The 15,834-nt window shown below is 46.7% G+C and carries 15 protein-coding genes; 12 read left to right on the forward strand and 3 right to left on the reverse strand.

The window, feature by feature from the left end; genetic code table 11:
- Positions 1-18: 18 nt before the first annotated feature.
- Together ACQY33_RS00490 and ACQY33_RS00495 are read right to left on the reverse strand one after the other, a co-directional pair.
- A complete protein-coding gene (locus ACQY33_RS00490; RefSeq protein WP_428073184.1) occupies positions 19-534 on the reverse strand; it encodes a hypothetical protein in 516 nt (171 codons plus the stop codon).
- A 2-nt stretch (positions 535-536) separates the two neighbouring features.
- Positions 537-1,133: a hypothetical protein gene (locus ACQY33_RS00495; protein WP_428073186.1), complete on the reverse strand. Its 597-nt coding sequence runs from the start codon at positions 1,131-1,133 to the stop codon at positions 537-539.
- A 160-nt stretch (positions 1,134-1,293) separates the two neighbouring features.
- Between ACQY33_RS00495 and ppdK the strand changes: the two genes are divergently transcribed.
- A complete protein-coding gene (gene ppdK, locus ACQY33_RS00500) occupies positions 1,294-4,092 on the forward strand; it encodes a pyruvate, phosphate dikinase (RefSeq protein WP_428073188.1) in 2,799 nt (932 codons plus the stop codon).
- Positions 4,093-5,172: 1,080 nt separating this feature from the next.
- Here ppdK and ACQY33_RS00505 read toward each other — a convergent pair.
- On the reverse strand, positions 5,173-5,871 hold the full coding sequence (locus ACQY33_RS00505) for a hypothetical protein (RefSeq protein WP_428073190.1): 699 nt from the start codon (positions 5,869-5,871) through the stop codon (positions 5,173-5,175).
- Between the two features lie 266 nt (positions 5,872-6,137).
- On the opposite strand from ACQY33_RS00505, the gene ACQY33_RS00510 reads away from it, so the two are divergent.
- From ACQY33_RS00510 to ACQY33_RS00560, 11 genes are all read left to right on the forward strand, one after another.
- A complete protein-coding gene (locus tag ACQY33_RS00510; RefSeq protein WP_428073192.1) occupies positions 6,138-6,716 on the forward strand; it encodes a hypothetical protein in 579 nt (192 codons plus the stop codon).
- 118 nt (positions 6,717-6,834) lie between these two features.
- Entirely contained in the window at positions 6,835-7,488 is a 654-nt protein-coding gene (locus ACQY33_RS00515) for a hypothetical protein (protein ID WP_428073194.1), read from the forward strand.
- A gap of 9 nt (positions 7,489-7,497) precedes the next feature.
- On the forward strand, positions 7,498-8,091 hold the full coding sequence (gene gmk / locus ACQY33_RS00520) for a guanylate kinase (RefSeq protein WP_428073195.1): 594 nt from the start codon (positions 7,498-7,500) through the stop codon (positions 8,089-8,091).
- Positions 8,092-8,109: 18 nt separating this feature from the next.
- Positions 8,110-8,406, forward strand: coding sequence for a hypothetical protein (locus ACQY33_RS00525; RefSeq protein ID WP_428073197.1), 297 nt, complete (start codon positions 8,110-8,112; stop codon positions 8,404-8,406).
- A gap of 8 nt (positions 8,407-8,414) precedes the next feature.
- Positions 8,415-9,425, forward strand: a complete 1,011-nt coding sequence (locus ACQY33_RS00530; protein ID WP_428073199.1) for a uracil-DNA glycosylase family protein — start codon at positions 8,415-8,417, stop codon at positions 9,423-9,425.
- 9 nt (positions 9,426-9,434) lie between these two features.
- Complete coding sequence (gene priA, locus ACQY33_RS00535; RefSeq protein WP_428073201.1) at positions 9,435-11,405, forward strand: replication restart helicase PriA; 1,971 nt, start codon at positions 9,435-9,437, stop codon at positions 11,403-11,405.
- A 49-nt stretch (positions 11,406-11,454) separates the two neighbouring features.
- Entirely contained in the window at positions 11,455-11,784 is a 330-nt protein-coding gene (locus ACQY33_RS00540) for a DUF805 domain-containing protein (protein WP_428073202.1), read from the forward strand.
- An 83-nt stretch (positions 11,785-11,867) separates the two neighbouring features.
- On the forward strand, positions 11,868-13,028 hold the full coding sequence (tyrS, locus tag ACQY33_RS00545; RefSeq protein WP_428073203.1) for a tyrosine--tRNA ligase: 1,161 nt from the start codon (positions 11,868-11,870) through the stop codon (positions 13,026-13,028).
- Positions 13,029-13,032: 4 nt separating this feature from the next.
- Positions 13,033-14,001 (forward strand): endolytic transglycosylase MltG, encoded by a 969-nt coding sequence (mltG, locus tag ACQY33_RS00550; RefSeq protein ID WP_428073204.1) that lies wholly within the window; start codon positions 13,033-13,035, stop codon positions 13,999-14,001.
- Between the two features lie 163 nt (positions 14,002-14,164).
- Positions 14,165-14,719 carry a hypothetical protein gene (locus tag ACQY33_RS00555; protein WP_428073205.1) on the forward strand — a complete coding sequence of 185 codons (555 nt, stop codon included), beginning with the start codon at positions 14,165-14,167 and terminating at the stop codon, positions 14,717-14,719.
- A 162-nt stretch (positions 14,720-14,881) separates the two neighbouring features.
- On the forward strand, positions 14,882-15,820 hold the full coding sequence (locus ACQY33_RS00560) for a hypothetical protein (RefSeq protein ID WP_428073206.1): 939 nt from the start codon (positions 14,882-14,884) through the stop codon (positions 15,818-15,820).
- The last annotated feature ends 14 nt before the right edge of the window (positions 15,821-15,834 follow it).

A 15,834-nucleotide genomic window follows, 5' to 3' on the forward strand; every position in this document is an offset into this window, starting at 1 on the left:
GCAAGGCGGATTTTTTATTTACCAGTTTTGGTATTTTTTTAAAAACGCGGCCAGGTAGCTGGGGTCCTGTTGGGAGAGGGCGGCTATTTCTTTTGTTTGGGGATTGATAATACAGGCCGCTTGTTTTCCGCAGGTTTCTATTAACAGTTGTTTGGCGCTGTCATACTTCCAAACAGCCACGGACGAACGTATATTGTAAATTCTGCGTTGATACGCTTCTTTATTTTCCGGCGTTCTAAGCAGGTTTTTAAAGTCTTTAATCAGGTTGGCGTTATGCCCGTTCCAGTTGATGATGAGCGCCGTCTTTTTATCTCCGTACAACGGGGCCACCCAAGGGTTGCTGGACTTGGGGGAGTTGCGGTAAAATTTTTCATCTATTTTAACGGGAGAAGGCAAAGAAGCCATTTCTTCTTGTGTTAATTCCCTCACGGTCACGGGCCGGGGCGGGAGTAAATCCTCCAACCCCCATCCCGAATATTGGTTGATTAATACCAGCAATATCACAATACCTATGAAGCCGATTAGCAGTTTCATCTTTACCAATCTTTATATTTTTCCAGCAAGGGGGCCACGTCTTCTTCGTTAATAACGAGGGCGGACACCACGCGGCGGGTGGACGGATTAATAATGCACACCTGGCCCATGCAATAGCGCGCCAGCCATGCGCTGGGGCAGTTGAAGTAATCGCCCTTGCAGGACATGGTTTGCTCGTTTATCGGGAAATCCACAATGTTTTTAGTATACACCGCCTGCATATCCGGCGCGGCTAGGGCGGTATCTATGGCGTTGGCAATTTTTTGCAGGTAAGTGGCTTGAGAACTGGTAAGCATTAATATATGTTTTTGGTTGCCAAACAGATATTCCTGGTAAGCGGGGTTTTGCGGAATGCTGTCATACACTTCCTGCGGGATAGCAATTTCTTTTTCTGTTTGTCCCAAAGCGGACGGCAACTGTGCGCCACCTTGCTCTTTCATTTGCTTGGCCATTTGGGCGGCCATCTTATTCATATCCATACCCGGTATATTCCCCCCCAGCGGAAAGGGCACCGTATCCGGAAATATAATAAACGCCGCAATGGCCAGCACAATTAAAAATACAAAATATTGAAAGAAAGAAGTTCCTTTATTATTCATACCTGTTCCCCTTATAAAGATTGGATATATTCTAGCAAAAAAAACTTTAAATAAACATTTTAAAGAAAAAATTTTTCTTTTTTTAGGAAATGTAATACAATATAGGGGATTAAAACGGGTCCTCGCGCCCGTTTGATGATATTTTATATGGAGATACGCAATGGTAAAAAAGACCGTCAAAAAAGCCGCTAAACCTGCGGCTAAAAAGACTGTAAAAAAAGCCACGAAACACGTTTACTCCTTCGGGGCTGGAAAAGCCGAAGGCAACGGCAGTATGAAAGAACTTTTGGGCGGAAAAGGCGCCAACCTGGCGGAAATGGCCGGTTTGCTTAAACTGCCCGTTCCCCCCGGATTTACGATTACCACCGAAGTCTGCACCTACTACTGGAACAACAAACGCACGTACCCCAAAACCTTAAAAGCGGACGTGGAAGCCAACCTGAAAAAAATTGAACGCGAAACCAAAAAGCAATTCGGCTCTGAAAAGAACCCGCTTTTGGTGTCTGTTCGTTCCGGTGCCCGCGCTTCCATGCCGGGTATGATGGAAACCATTTTAAACATTGGTTTAACCGAAAAGACCATCCCCGGTATGATTGCCAAAACGGGTGACGCCCGCTTTGTGTATGACGCTTACCGCCGCTTGATTATGATGTATTCCGACGTGGTGATGGAAAAAGCTGCCGGCATTGAACCCAAAGACGGCGAAGGCATACGTAAAATTTTAGACGGCAAACTGGAAGCCTTAAAAGAAAAACTGGGCGTGAAAGACGATACCCACATCCCGGCGGAAGAATTAAAAGCGTTATGCGCGGATTTTAAAGCCACGGTGAAAAAAGTGCTGGGGAGCGAATTTCCCGATGACCCCATGAAACAGCTTTGGGGCGCCATTGGCGCGGTATTTGCCTCTTGGAACGGCAAACGCGCCATTGCGTACCGCAATATTGAAAACATCCCGCATGACTGGGGCACCGCCGTTAACGTGCAAACCATGGTGTTTGGCAACATGGGCGAAACCAGCGCCACCGGCGTGGCGTTTACCCGCAACCCGGGCAATGGGGATTCCCACTTCTACGGCGAATATTTAATCAACGCCCAGGGTGAAGACGTGGTGGCCGGTATCCGCACCCCCTCCCCCATGAACAAATGGTCTGCCAATGCCCATTCCGCCCATTTGCCCACCTTGGAAAAAGTAATGCCCAAGGTATATAAAGAATTGGACGCCATCCAGAAAAAGCTGGAAAAACATTTCCACGATATGCTGGATATTGAATTTACCATTGAAGACCAAAAACTGTGGATGTTGCAGTGCCGCGTAGGCAAAAGAAACGGTACCGCCGCCGTGCAGATGGCGTTGGACATGGTAAAAGAACGCTTGATTTCCAAAGAAGAAGCCGTGCTGCGCGTTACCCCGGCCCAGCTTGGGGAACTGTTGCTGCCCGCTATTGACCCCAAGGCGGAAGCCCAGTCTAAACCCATTGCCAAAGGTTTGCCGGCCGGCCCGGGCGGCGCGTGCGGGGCGATTGTATTTAACTCCGCAGACGCTATTAAATTGCAGGAAGCCGGTAAAAACGCTATTTTAGTGCGCGAAGAAACCAACCCGGAAGACATTGAAGGCATGCGCGCCGCCGCCGGTATTTTGACCCAACGCGGGGGCATGACCTCCCACGCGGCGCTGGTAGCGCGCGGCTGGGGCAAATGCTGCATTGTAGGCTGCGGCGAACTGGAAATAAACCTGGAAGCCAAAACCGTTTCCATGGGAGGCAAAACCTTTAAAGAGGGCGACTCCTTAACCTTAAACGGCACCAAAGGCTGGGTATATGACGGCGCTTTAAAAATGTTGGAAGCCGGCGAAGGTAACAAAAACCTGGCCAAATTCCTGGATTTGTGCGATAAAGTGCGCGTATTGAAAGTGCGCGCCAACGCCGATACGGAAGACGACGCCAAAAACGCCCGCAAATTCGGCGCGGAAGGGATTGGGTTGTTCCGTATTGAACATATGTTCTACGGCAAAAATTCCGAAAAACCGCTCTTTATCCTGCGCAAGATGATTTTGTCCGGCAGCGAGGAAGAACGCAAGAAAGCGGTAAACGAGCTTTTCCCGTACATGAAGAAAGAAATCAAAGCCACCATGAAAGCCATGGCCGGCTTTGGGGTAACCGTCCGCTTGATGGACCCGCCCTTGCATGAATTTGTGCCCACCTTGCCTGAAAAACAGGCGGAACTGGCCAAAGCGCTGGGTATTTCTATGGACGTGTTCAAAGAACGCGCCGCCGGTTTGCATGAAGTAAACCCCATGATGGGGCACCGCGGTATCCGCTTAGGGGTAACCTATCCGGAAATTACGCTCATGCAGTCCAAGGCTATTTTTGAATCCGCCGCCGAACTGTTAAAAGAAGGCGTAAAAGCCGCCCCGGAAGTGATGATTCCCTTAACCTGCGATGTAAACGAAATCATCACCCAAAAGAAACTCATCCGCCAAGCCTATGACGAAGTATGCGCCGCTTTTAAAACCAAGAAGCTGCAGTTCTCCGTCGGCACGATGATTGAAATCCCCCGCGCTGCCGTATTAGCCTATGAGGTAGCCCAAGAGGCGGATTTCTTCTCCTTCGGCACGAACGACTTGACGCAGATGACCTTTGGTTTCTCCCGCGACGATATCGGTTCCTTCCTGCCCGAATATTTAAAACAGGGTATCTTGGAGGCGGACCCGTTCCAAACCTTAGACCAACGCGGCGTGGGTATGCTTATTGAGCACGCCGTAGTGGAAGGGCGCGACGCCAAACCCAACTTAAAAGTGGGTATCTGCGGTGAACACGGGGGCGACCCGGAAAGCGTGGAATTCTGCCACCGGGAAGGATTCACTTATGTTTCCTGCTCTGCCTTCCGCGTGCCGATAGCCCGCTTAGCCGCCGCCCAGGCCGCCGCTAAGGATGTATTGGCTAAAAAGAAACACAAATAATTGGTTTGTAGTTTAGAAACAATAATTTCCCGCATTGTATTACGCAATGCGGGAAATTTTTTATAAATACCGCGCTTACCATAAAGCCTCTGTAAAAGGTAAAAGCGTGGGCTTTTCGTCCCTCCCCGCATAGGGCTAAAAGACTGGCGGCACAGGCAATTTTATATAAAATGAGCTTGTATGAAAGGCAAGGGAAGCGGTTTGCTATGTTTCCAAACATTTATGACGGGTATTATTCCCCGGCCTCGCCAGTGGTTTTTACTGTGGGCGTAATCACACTGCCTGCATGCTCCCGCCCAAGGCGTTAAACCCGGGGTTAAATATTTGATGTAGTTTTCATAACCCGTATTTTCTTAAAGAAGCGGGCAACGCTTGGCGGAAATAACAGGACGGCTTCCCCAAGACCCAGTGTGCTAAGGATAAGGCGCTTTCTTACTTCTATTGTTCTTATATTCTGTTTTTACGGCTTTGCCGTTTCCGGGAATTGGGTCTTTCTGTTTTAGGGATAGCCGCGCCATATTTAATATTCTTTGCAGCGTTTCATACCTTCAGGAACGCTTTTATTTGCATTTAGGGGTATATCTAATGCAGGGCAAAACGTATTTTAAGCCTTTTATAAATAGTGAAAAAGCTCTTTTTATAGTTTTTAACCTTTATATCCAGTATAGATTTTTTATAGTTCCAAAAATCTTCAAACTATAATTTCAAATACCTAAGGAACATAGCTAACCGCTTTATTTAAAATCTATTAGCCCAATAAGTACTAATTTTCTTTTTTGTCTTTTAAATTATAAAATTAAAGATAAAAATATTTTAATTAAAATAATATGTAATTTTAAAAATACTTATAATTTAAGTATTTTTAAAATTAGTCATAAATTTAAATTATTATGATATTATGTTGAAAATTCTAAAAAGTATTTGTATTTTAATGACTTTTATTTTTGTATGTTATTTTATTTTTAATTTCTAGCAAAAGCAGATATATTTTATGTTAGCTGGCGGAGCAGACAAACTATAAATACGTTCTAAAATAAAAAAGCCCGGCAGTTAAGCCGGGCTTTTTATGGAAAAATGAAACTACCGGGCAACGGTTTCCGCTGCCGGTGTTGCTGGGGCACCAGCTTGAGCAGAAGAGGCTTCCTCCTGGGGTTGCGCGCCCGTTTCCACGGCGGCTGGTTCTTCTTCTACATAAAGAGAGGGATCTATGGAATAATCCTGTTCATATATTTTAGGGATACGCATATCGTCTACTTTTTTCACCCATTCTTGGCGGTTTTCCAAGTAAGAGGTGGCAAAATTGCGGGCGTTTTCCAAGGCGCCGTCCCCACGGGAAGCGTACCAGCGCGCCACAAACTGCAGGGATTTCATGTTCTCCCCCTCTTTTACATATTTAAATACATTGTATTCCGCCATTGTTGCTCCTGGTGAAAATACCAAAAAATCAATAATGGCGGCATTTTTGTCTTTAGATTCATGGGTTTCGTATGAGGCCATTGAATTGCTGGATACCATATAAGCGGAAAGCAGTTTTATAGCCTCTTGCGGGGTTTTATCTTTAAGTGTGGGGAAGGTGTAAACCCCTATCATTTTGGAATATCTTTCCAAGTCTTCTCCGGGGAGAAGGTATTCGTTAATCCGGCCGGCCGGCTCTTGGGTAGAAAAAGCCAACTGGTAGGTTTGACCGGAAAAATTAAGCTTGGGCAATCTTTCTTGCCCGCATGCGGCCGATAAAAGGCCCGCCGTTACGCATATAAATAAAAAAGTAAATCTTTTCATATTATCCATTATACATAGTTTTGGGTGGGGGCCTAGGGCTTTTTTCCCTTTGCATATAGGCCAAAAGGCCCTGGCTTTCTTCGTTTTAAGCCTTATAAAATAATAATATATCGGAGGAATTCTACCTATGCAACTAAATGAAACCCAAACCCTTATGTTAAGCCTGGAGTTTAAAGTATTTATCCCAGTCGTAAAATAATATTGCCCCAATAACAAAAAATGTTTATAATATAAATGAAATTTATATATTTCTATTCTATATTCTTATGAAAAAATTATTTCTACTCTTAGCAGTTTTATCGTGCAGCGCTTTATTGCGGGCAGGGGTGCAGGATGCCCTGTCCCATGCGGCTCTTACCGCTAAAAGAAACCAAGTGCAGCAGCAATTCCAGCAAGCCTATGATAATGCGCTTGCCTGCCGCCAAGCCGTGCAAAGCGGCCGTTGGAACGCGGCCATACAAGCCGGGACCAAGGCTCAGCAATATCATCGGCAAGCCATCGCTTTGGCTGAGGAAAACAACATCAAAATATATCATGCTGTTATTGCGCCGGATAATTTGCTTACGGACCCTTTTGTCTTCTTGGCGGACGTGTATGAGAACGTTTTATTTTCACAAGTAATAAGCGGGAAAATTTCCATGCAAGAGGCTGTGCAGCAAGGTCAGCGTCTAGCTAAAAACGAGGGCCTTTTAGGCGCCATTTTAGGCGAAAACGAAAAAGTCAACGCCGCTTATATAGACATTTCTGAAGCCTTCCGTTCTTGGAAAGACTGTCCCCGCGCCATTGAATCCTTGGGCCAACAGGCGAAAGTAAACGCTAAAGACTTTTGCCAGCCGGAATTTTAATCAAACCGGCTCGTTTTAAAAAGCCCGGTCTTATGTGCGGCCGGGCTTTTGCATCAAACCGGAATTTGCTTAAATAGTTTCAAGCCGTACCACCCAGCGTGCCCCACGGAGGCCACATATGAAACGCAAAAAACTGTTTGCCGTCTATGAAAGCATATGGGAAAGGATTTTCCTTTTCTATTCCGGTTGCTGCGTTGTTTTATTGGCTCTGGGTACCGCCCTCTGGCTGGGGGCAAGCACCAATTTATTGCAATTCTATGTAGTGGCGGCGTTATGTTTGGCGGTTTTATGTTGGGTGGGGCATTACGCTTTTAAAGCGCGGGTTGTTATTTATACCGATGGTATACAGGTTATAGGCTATCCGTTTTTTGAATGGAGGCATTTGCGGCAGGCCCGGTTTGTATTTTTGTCTTCCGCCAGGGCGGCTTTATCGCCGGACGAAGAACTGGAAATAGTGCCCGTCAAAAAATTTAAATGGCGGGTTTTCTGGTGGCGGCGCTGGTTTTTAAAGGAAGATTTTTGCAAGCGCATAATTGTGCCCTTTTGGTCTTTGCCAGAGCCGGCGCGCACAAAGCTTTTGCAAGAATTGGGAAACTATATGCCCGTGCATCAGGCTCCCACCCTGCGCGCGGATGAACACACACGCCTGTTTTTGCGCCGTTTATTTTTTATGATTGTAGACGCAATGGGTTTAATTATTCTTGTTTTAATAGGCTATTTTGTCTTTTTATGTTTTGGGGACGCGCTTTACCTGGCAGGCAATATTTACTAAAATATAACAATGAAAGCTTTCCCTATTATCGTATCTTCCCCGTCGGGTGCGGGCAAAACCACTATTGTAGACGCGGTGCTTAAGCGCAATAAAACCGTGTCTCGCGTGGTTACTGCCACCACCCGTGCCCCGCGCACAGGGGAGAAAAACGGTGTAGATTACCATTTTTGGACTATCAAACAATTTGAGCAAGCCATTAAAAAAGGCCAAATGTTGGAGTGGGCGCAAGTGCACACCCATTATTACGGTATTCCAAAAAAATCGGTGGAAGATTTACTGAAAAAAGGGATTTGCCCCATTTTGGTAATTGACGTACAAGGCGCGCGCACCATGTTAAAAGAATACCCGGACGCCGCCACCGTGTTTATTGTTCCCCCCAGCTTAAAAGAATTAAAAAAGCGCATTTTGGGGCGCAACGATAACACCCAGGATATAGAAATCCGCTTGGAAACGGCCAAGAAAGAAATGTTAGAGCTGGAACATTACAACTACGCTTTGTTAAATGATGATTTGGACGAAGCCGTGGATAAAATGGCCGGTATTATAGCGGCGGAACAATGCCGCGTTAGCCGCCAGGATACCAAAATTACAGATTTGAAGTAATGTTAAGGGAGTGAACAAATGTCTATAAAACAAGATAAGGAATTTGACGCTAAACTGATGAACTTTGACGGGGACCGCTATGACGTGGTGGTTTTGGCGTCTATCTGGGCCAAAGAATTAAAAAAGAAAGACGAATATAAAAACCAGCCCAACGCCGTGGTGATTAAAGTGGCGTTGGATGACATCATTTCCGGGAAAGTTTCCAAAGAAGAAGTGCTTAAAATCAGCAAAGAAAATTTAGAAGCTGAATTAAGAGCGCAGGAAGAAGCCCGCAGAGAAGCCGAACGCAAAGCCAAAGAGCCGATGAAGTTATAAACCGCATTATGGCAGATAAATCCGTACGCGTTTTAGCGGCTGAATTAAAAAATTTTCTTTCAGCCCATGAAGAGGAAGACTTTGTATCGGCGGCCGCCCAACCAGCGGCCGCCGGGTTTTCGCGCGTAACGGGGCAGGAAGATAATACCCCTGCACAGTCCCAAACATCCCCTGCCGCTCCGGTTTTACATCAGGAAGTTTCTCCCTCCCCCAAGCGGCCTTCCCGGCAAATGGGTGAGGTTTCCCAGCCGCCGCAAGACACGTTAACTGTGTTTTTTGGTCAGGCGGCGCCGCAGCATCCGCAGCCCATCACGGTGGAAAAACCCCAGCCGGTTGTTTCCGCCCCGGTTTGCCCGCCGATCCAAGCCCCTGTTGGAGGAGTCATGACAACGGAAGAAAAAACCGCCGCGCTGGCTGAACTGGCCGACACCATTAAAAATTGTTCCCGCTGCCCCCTTGGGGATACGCGCTTAAACGCCGTACCCGGGGAAGGCAATGTAAACGCCCGTTTAATGTTTGTGGGGGAAGGCCCGGGATATGACGAAGACCGCCAAGGCCGCCCGTTTGTGGGCCGTGCCGGGCAGCTGTTGGATAAAATGATTGCCGCCATGGGTTTAAAACGGGAAGAAGTTTTTATAGCCAATATTGCCAAATGCCACCCTATGGTAGACCCCCAACACCCGGAAAAACACGGCAATGACCGCGCCCCCAACGCGCAGGAAATCGCCTGCTGCCGCAAATATCTGGAAAAACAGATTTCCATCATCATGCCGGAAATAGTGGTGGCTTTGGGAGGCGTATCGGCCAAAGCGTTGATTGCGGACGCCAAATCTTTAGGGGCGTTGCGCGGGAAATTTTATACATTAAGCTTGGACAATGTTTCTCTTCCCCGCCCCGTTAAAATATTGGCCACTTTCCACCCCGCCGCTTTGCTTCGTAACCCGGGTTGGAAAAAAGACGCCTGGGCCGATTTGCAAATGGTCATGGCGCATATGGGCTTAAAAGCCCCTTCCAAATAAGGTCCTTTTATGTTTTGCAAGGTTGTGTTTGACGTCCCGCTGGACCGTGACTTTGACTACCATATCCCCCCTGAACTGGAACCTTTGGTTAGGCCGGGCGTGCGTGTTACGGCTCCGTTCGGCCCGCGGCTTACGGCGGGGCTGGTGTTGCAGGTTACTCCTTGCTGTGAATTAAATAATATTAAAATTAAAGACATCGCCTGCGTGGTGGACAGCCGCCCCGTATTTGGCAGTGATTTGTTTGAGCTGGCCTCTTTTATGAAAAAAAACTGGGGCGGGGCCATTGGCCAAATCTTATTTTCTTTGGTTCCTCCCCAGCCTTATTTTAAATTGCAGGAAAGTGCCGCCCCGGCGCCGTTTGTCCCCCAATCGGCATGCGTCTTGCACACTCCCCAACAGCAGACGGTGTTTCAGGAGCTTGCCTCTTCCCCGGCCTATGAGTATTACCCGGTTTTACTAAGCGGACCGGCAGGAACCGGCAAAACTGCGCTTTGTTTGAAATTGGCCGAAAAAGCCCTGCAAAATTTTGGGCAGACGCTTATTACCGTGCCTGACATTGTGGCCGCCAAAGATTTTATTTCCCTCGCCAAAAAACAATTTGGGGAAGAATACGTTTTTTGCTGGCACAGCAAAACCCCGCTGGCTCAAAAGAAAAAATACTTTTCCGCCGTGGCAAACGGAGTGCCGTGTGTGGTAATTGCCATGCGCTCGGGCATATTGCTTCCTTTTAAAAACCTGCGTTTGGCTGTGGTTTTGCAGGAAGAAGATGAAAACTATAAGCAGGAAGAAAACAAACCGTACTATCACGTGCGGGATTTAGCCCTTTTTCGCGGGCAAATGCACTCCGCCATGGTGGCGTTTGTTTCCCAAACACCCAGTTTGGAGATGATGCGTCTTGTGCAAGAAGGGCGGGTGAGCCATTACCAATTAAGCCAAAAACTACCCGGAACGGACTATTCCCCCCAAGTAAAAATTACGCAAAAACGCGGGGAACATTCCAAATATATTTCTGATTTTTTAGCGCAGGAAATACGCCAAAATTTAACCCGCAAAGAACCGGTTTTATTATTGCTTAACCGCCGGGGTTATTCTAACGCCTATTATTGCTTAAACTGCGGGGAATACGCCCGGTGTAAAAAATGCGGGGCCATTCTCTCGCGCGAAAACACGCCCGAACACGGGGATTTTTTATTATGCAAAAAATGCGGCGCGCATGAACCGTTGGAGCAAAAATGCCCCAAATGCGCCAATTTGATTTTTAAATCCCGCGGCGGCGGAACGCAAAAAATAGTAACGGAAGTGCAAAAGCTCTTTCCGCAGGCGCGCATTTTGCGTTTGGATTCGGACACGTTAAAAACCAAATCCGGCCAAGGGCATGAGGCCGCCCAAGCCATTTCCAGCGGGCAGGCGGATATTTTAATAGGCACCCGCCTGGCCGCCAGCGCCGCAAATGGGCGCAAAATTACGCTTTTTGGCGTATTGGACGCGGATTTGGAACTGGACAGCCCGGACTTCCGCGCCAGTGAAAAATTCGGCCAGCTTTTGTTTCATTTGCGTTACTGCGCCGGCTGTACAGCGGGCGGCAGGCTGGTTGTGCAGGCTTCCGGGCCGGATATTTATCCTTTTGCGTTTGTGGAAAACGGGGATTGGGAAGCCTCTTTCCAACAAGAACTGGCTTTGCGGGAAGCTTTTCAATATCCCCCCTTTGTGCGTTTGATGCGCGTTACGCTAAAAAATAAAGAATATAAAGAGCTGGAAAAGCAATCCGCCCGTTTAAAAGCCTTGTTTAAGGGCTGCGCGCTGGAGGTTGCCGGCCCCGTTTCCTGCGGCAAAAAAACGGATAAATTAAAAAAGCAATACCTGTTGTTTAAATTAACGCAGGAGCAATACTTCCCCGCCGTGGCGGCGTTGGACCGTTTGTCCGCTCAAGAGAAAAAGTATCCGTTTAAACTTTCGGCAGACCCGTATGACTTTTACTAATTCACGTATTTTTTGTACCATAAACTAAATAGAGTAGACAGGGGGTTTTATGTTTCCTTTGCAAGGACGTTTAAACAGAAAAGAATTTATTGTACGCATGCTGATTGCTTTGGTGATTTACGCTGCGGGGTCTTTGTTTGTCAGCTTGGCCCATTTTAGAGGTGGGTTGGATTTGCTTTTAGTGCCTTTTATGTTTATTGGCAGCGGGCTTTTGCTGTTGTTTTTGTTATACTCCTGCAGCGCCATTGTACGCCGCTTGCATGATATTAATTTTTGCGCCTGGTGGACCATACTGGTTTATCTGCTGCCCATTTGCATATTGATATTGTGTTTTTGGCCGGGCACGCCCGGTTCCAACCGGTACGGATACGCAAAATAAACATTTTTACCGCCTGCCAAAGCAGGCGGTTTTAGTTTGTATATGGTAAAATATTAGTAATACCCGTTTTGGAGATTATTTAAATGACTATTGACGAACAAATTAATTTTTTAACGCGCGGCTGCGTGGATGTCGTATCCAAGGCTGATCTAGCCAAAAAATTGGAAAGCGGCAAAACCTTAACCATTAAACTGGGCTGTGATCCCACCAGTGCGGACCTGCACCTAGGCCACAGCGTAGTGCTTTCTTTACTGCGCCGTTTTCAGGATTTAGGGCATAAAGCCGTTTTGGTGATAGGTGACTTTACGGCCGCCGTGGGGGACCCGTCCGGCCGCGATTCCACCCGCCCCGTCCTTCCCCGTGAGAAAATTTTAGAAAACGCCAAAACCTATACGGACCAAGCTTTTAAAGTTTTGGATCCTGCCAAAACCGAAGTGCGCTTTAACAGCGAATGGCTGGACCCGTTTGTTTCCGGCAAAAGCCTGATGCAAACCTTGCAAAAAGTAACCGTGGCGCAGGTATTGGAGCGCGAAGATTTCAAAAAACGCATGGCGGACGGAAACCCCATCAGCCTGTTGGAAGTGCTTTACAGCTTGTTCCAAGGGCAGGATTCCGTAGCCTTAAAGGCGGACGTGGAACTGGGCGGAACGGACCAAATATTTAACTTGTTGGTAGGGCGCCAGCTGCAAAAAAACAACGGACAGGAACCCCAGGTGGCCATTACGGTGCCGTTACTGGTGGGTATAGACGGAGTGAAAAAAATGTCCAAATCTTACGGCAATTATGTAGGGTTGAACGACCAGCCTAACGATATGTTTGGCAAAATTATGTCTATATCCGACGAATTGATGATTTCTTATTACGAGCTGTTAACCTCCGCCGATATGGCCCAAGTAAAAGCCATGCACCCCATGGAAGCCAAAAAACAGCTGGCGGGGTTGCTTACCAGCCGTTTCCACGGGGAAGAAGCCGCCCAATCCGCCCGGGCCAATTTTGAGCAGGTCTTCTCCAAGAAGCAAAACCCGGACGAAATGCCTGAATTTAAACCGCAGGAAGGGGCTCTGTTGTCTGCCGTTATTTTTGCCGCGGGAGCGGCCCAGAGCAAAAACAAAGCCCGCGCGTTAATTGAACAGGGCGCTGTGCGTTTAAACGGAGTAAAGGCGGAGCAAGACGCCCCCCTCTCGTTTGAAAACGGGGCCGTGCTGCAAATTGGGCGGCGTACTTTCTTAAAATTGGTGAAATAGACGGATGAAACGGCTTCTTATATTCTTTTTAATCTGCTTTCTTTTTCTGATAAGCGTGCTGTGGCTGGTAAAGATGTTCTCTTGGGATAAAGGAGAACTGATTACGTTTACCATACGCCCCGGGCAGAGCGGGGCGGAGGTCGCGCAGGAGTTAAAAGAAGCCGGAATAATTAAAAACCCGCTGGCGTTTAGAATATTGCTGCGCCTTACTTCTTCCGCCAAAGATTTAAAGGCCGGCAAGTTTGACCTGCGCAAAAACACCCCCAGCTTTGAAGTAATCAACTGCATTAAAAGCGGGCGTTGCACCCACTATGAACGCCTGACCGTGCTGGAAGGCTGGCGGAGCGAAGAAATTGCCGAAGCCCTTTCCGAAAAAGGCATAACGGACGGAAATGAGTTCTTATCCATAGTGCGGGAACGGAATTTGGAAGGCAAATTATATCCTTCCACCTATTTATTTTCAGAAGACACCCCCGCGCAAAAAGTGGTGGCGGAAATGACCGCCCAGTATGAACAGCGCATTTTGCCGTTGTTTTTGAAGTATCCGTCTAAACTTTCGGAAAAAGAAATACTCACCCTGGCTTCTATTGTGGAGCGGGAAGCCATCCACCATGACGAGCGCCCCAAAATCGCCGCCGTGTATTTAAACCGTTTGAAAATAGGCAAACGCTTGGAGGCGGACCCTACCGTCCAGTACGCGCTGGGTTTTAACACCAAAGAAAACCGCTACTGGAAAAAAGCCCTTACGTATAAGGATTTAAAAACCAAATCCCCTTATAACACATACCGCAATGCGGGGCTTCCTCCCGGGCCTATTTGCAACCCCAGTTATGAGTCTATTTTGGGGGTGCTAAACCCGGAACCTAATTTTGACAACCTGTATTTTGTGGCGGATAATACCGGCCGGCATGTTTTCAGCCCCACCTTTGACCAGCACAAACGCAATATACGCCGCATACGCGGGCTGGAATAGAACGCTGCGTTTTACACACATACCCGGAGTAAATGAACCCCGGGTATTTTATTTAAACGGGATCGGTTCAATATAGGACTAAAAAATAACAGATTTAGGACCAAAGACCCATGCCCGCCCAAAAACAGATTTATATAATAAACGTATTCTAGGATAATTTACTATGCATAAAATATATTTAATTGTAGGTTTGGTTTTCCTGTCTTTTTCACTTCAGGCGCAAGGACTGGCAAGAAAAGCGGTCAAAGCAGTTCAGGGCAGTGGGAGCAAAATAGAGCTTTTCAACACGCTGTTAAATAGCAAAAAGTATTCCAAATTACTAAAAACTTTAAATAGAAAAACGGCTAACGCTTTTTTAAATCAACAAGCCCAAGGGTTGTTTTTGGAAAATAATATTCTAAAATTAGCGCTTCCTAGCCAAATAAATGAAACTCAGCTTTATCCGTTGGCAGAAGCGGCGGCCAAGTTGCTAAACCCCAAAGACAAATTCGCCCGGGCCTTGACGGAAAAATGGTTAAAAAAGAATGCCTGCTACGCCCAAAGATATGCCCAAAAAATAAACGGCACCCCCAATGATATGACCTCTTACTATGTGGCTTGGCTGTACGCGAACTGCCTGCTGCATAAAGCCTCTTCCCCGTCTTACCAGTGCTTGGAAAAAACGCTGGAAACCAAATACGGTTTTTTAAACTATAAAGAGTTATATCACCTGCTGTAACAGATAAATCCGCGTATTTATCTATTTTTATTCCCCGGCTGCCGCTTGGCCGGGGATGTTTTATAGGTCTAAAGCCCTATCCTAAAAGGGGCCAAAGAACCCATGTATTCTTATAAATCTTCTTATAAAATATACATAGACATCATGCTTTAAGGGGGAGTTATGTTCTACCGTAAATTACAAGCTTGCTTGGTTTGTGTATGCATTAGCCTGCCTTTGGGACTTTGCCGCGCGCAAGGAATTATAAAAAGAGGCGGGCAAAAGATTATCCCCTCTTTGCCGGAATCTTCGGCTAAAGTTTCCATTTTGCAAAAAAAACTTTTAATACGTTTGGAACGGGTTTCCCGCCCCCAGCAAAAAGTTTTGTCTTTAATTTCCAAAGAACAATTAAATTTTAAGCCTGTTACGGCAGGAGGGAAACAATATTTTGTTTCTCCGGCGGGTATCAAATTATCTTCCCAGAGTGATGTTTCCGCCTTTATTTACGCCGTTAAAAACAATTATTACAGCGTGGTGGTTAAGTCTTTTAGCGTGCATGGTTTTTGCCCGGTAAAAGACGTTTGTTTAAAATCTCTTTGGCAGGCGCAGGAATATGTGCAGGCGGCAAAACAAGGTTATCAGGTAGAAATTAAACAAGGCTGTATAACGGGTATTTCCCCCAAAGAGGGGGTATGGTTAAAAACAATGTCCTCCGCCGATATGTACGCACAAGCCAGCAAGGAAGGTTTAAACCCTCAGGTAAAAGATGGAAAAATTGTTTCTTATGTTCCAGATCTTGAAGTACAATTTCATTCCGTTATTGCTGCCAGGGATTATTGCCGTGCCCGCCGGTTAGGTTACAAGGTGCGTATCCAAGAAAATAAAATAACCGGTTTTTCCCCCGCGCCGGATATGTGGTTCTATCATTTATCGGACGCTAAAGCCTATGCTTTGGCTCTTAAAGAAAATCCGCTCCAACAAGCAGAAAACGGCATTTTGACGGTAAGAAGCTCTAAACCGCTTTACTTCCGTTTTGAGCCCAAACATAACGCATACTTTTTGTTTGAGCCGCAGTATAACTCCCCCTCTCGGCCTTTTATTATTGACTGGCCCCGTTTATAAGCCTGTATTCCCCG

The sequence above is a fragment of the Candidatus Avelusimicrobium aviculae genome (genome assembly GCF_949292495.1).
Taxonomy (GTDB): Bacteria; Elusimicrobiota; Elusimicrobia; order Elusimicrobiales; family Elusimicrobiaceae; genus Avelusimicrobium; species Avelusimicrobium aviculae.

Coding starts and splice junctions, on each gene's coding strand:
- ACQY33_RS00490 (WP_428073184.1), bottom strand. CDS start 534: ATGAAACTGCTAATCGGCTTCATAGGTATTGTGATATTGCTGGTATTA.
- ACQY33_RS00495 (WP_428073186.1), bottom strand. CDS start 1,133: ATGAATAATAAAGGAACTTCTTTCTTTCAATATTTTGTATTTTTAATT.
- ppdK (WP_428073188.1), top strand. CDS start 1,294: ATGGTAAAAAAGACCGTCAAAAAAGCCGCTAAACCTGCGGCTAAAAAG.
- ACQY33_RS00505 (WP_428073190.1), bottom strand. CDS start 5,871: ATGAAAAGATTTACTTTTTTATTTATATGCGTAACGGCGGGCCTTTTA.
- ACQY33_RS00510 (WP_428073192.1), top strand. CDS start 6,138: ATGAAAAAATTATTTCTACTCTTAGCAGTTTTATCGTGCAGCGCTTTA.
- ACQY33_RS00515 (WP_428073194.1), top strand. CDS start 6,835: ATGAAACGCAAAAAACTGTTTGCCGTCTATGAAAGCATATGGGAAAGG.
- gmk (WP_428073195.1), top strand. CDS start 7,498: ATGAAAGCTTTCCCTATTATCGTATCTTCCCCGTCGGGTGCGGGCAAA.
- ACQY33_RS00525 (WP_428073197.1), top strand. CDS start 8,110: ATGTCTATAAAACAAGATAAGGAATTTGACGCTAAACTGATGAACTTT.
- ACQY33_RS00530 (WP_428073199.1), top strand. CDS start 8,415: ATGGCAGATAAATCCGTACGCGTTTTAGCGGCTGAATTAAAAAATTTT.
- priA (WP_428073201.1), top strand. CDS start 9,435: ATGTTTTGCAAGGTTGTGTTTGACGTCCCGCTGGACCGTGACTTTGAC.
- ACQY33_RS00540 (WP_428073202.1), top strand. CDS start 11,455: ATGTTTCCTTTGCAAGGACGTTTAAACAGAAAAGAATTTATTGTACGC.
- tyrS (WP_428073203.1), top strand. CDS start 11,868: ATGACTATTGACGAACAAATTAATTTTTTAACGCGCGGCTGCGTGGAT.
- mltG (WP_428073204.1), top strand. CDS start 13,033: ATGAAACGGCTTCTTATATTCTTTTTAATCTGCTTTCTTTTTCTGATA.
- ACQY33_RS00555 (WP_428073205.1), top strand. CDS start 14,165: ATGCATAAAATATATTTAATTGTAGGTTTGGTTTTCCTGTCTTTTTCA.
- ACQY33_RS00560 (WP_428073206.1), top strand. CDS start 14,882: ATGTTCTACCGTAAATTACAAGCTTGCTTGGTTTGTGTATGCATTAGC.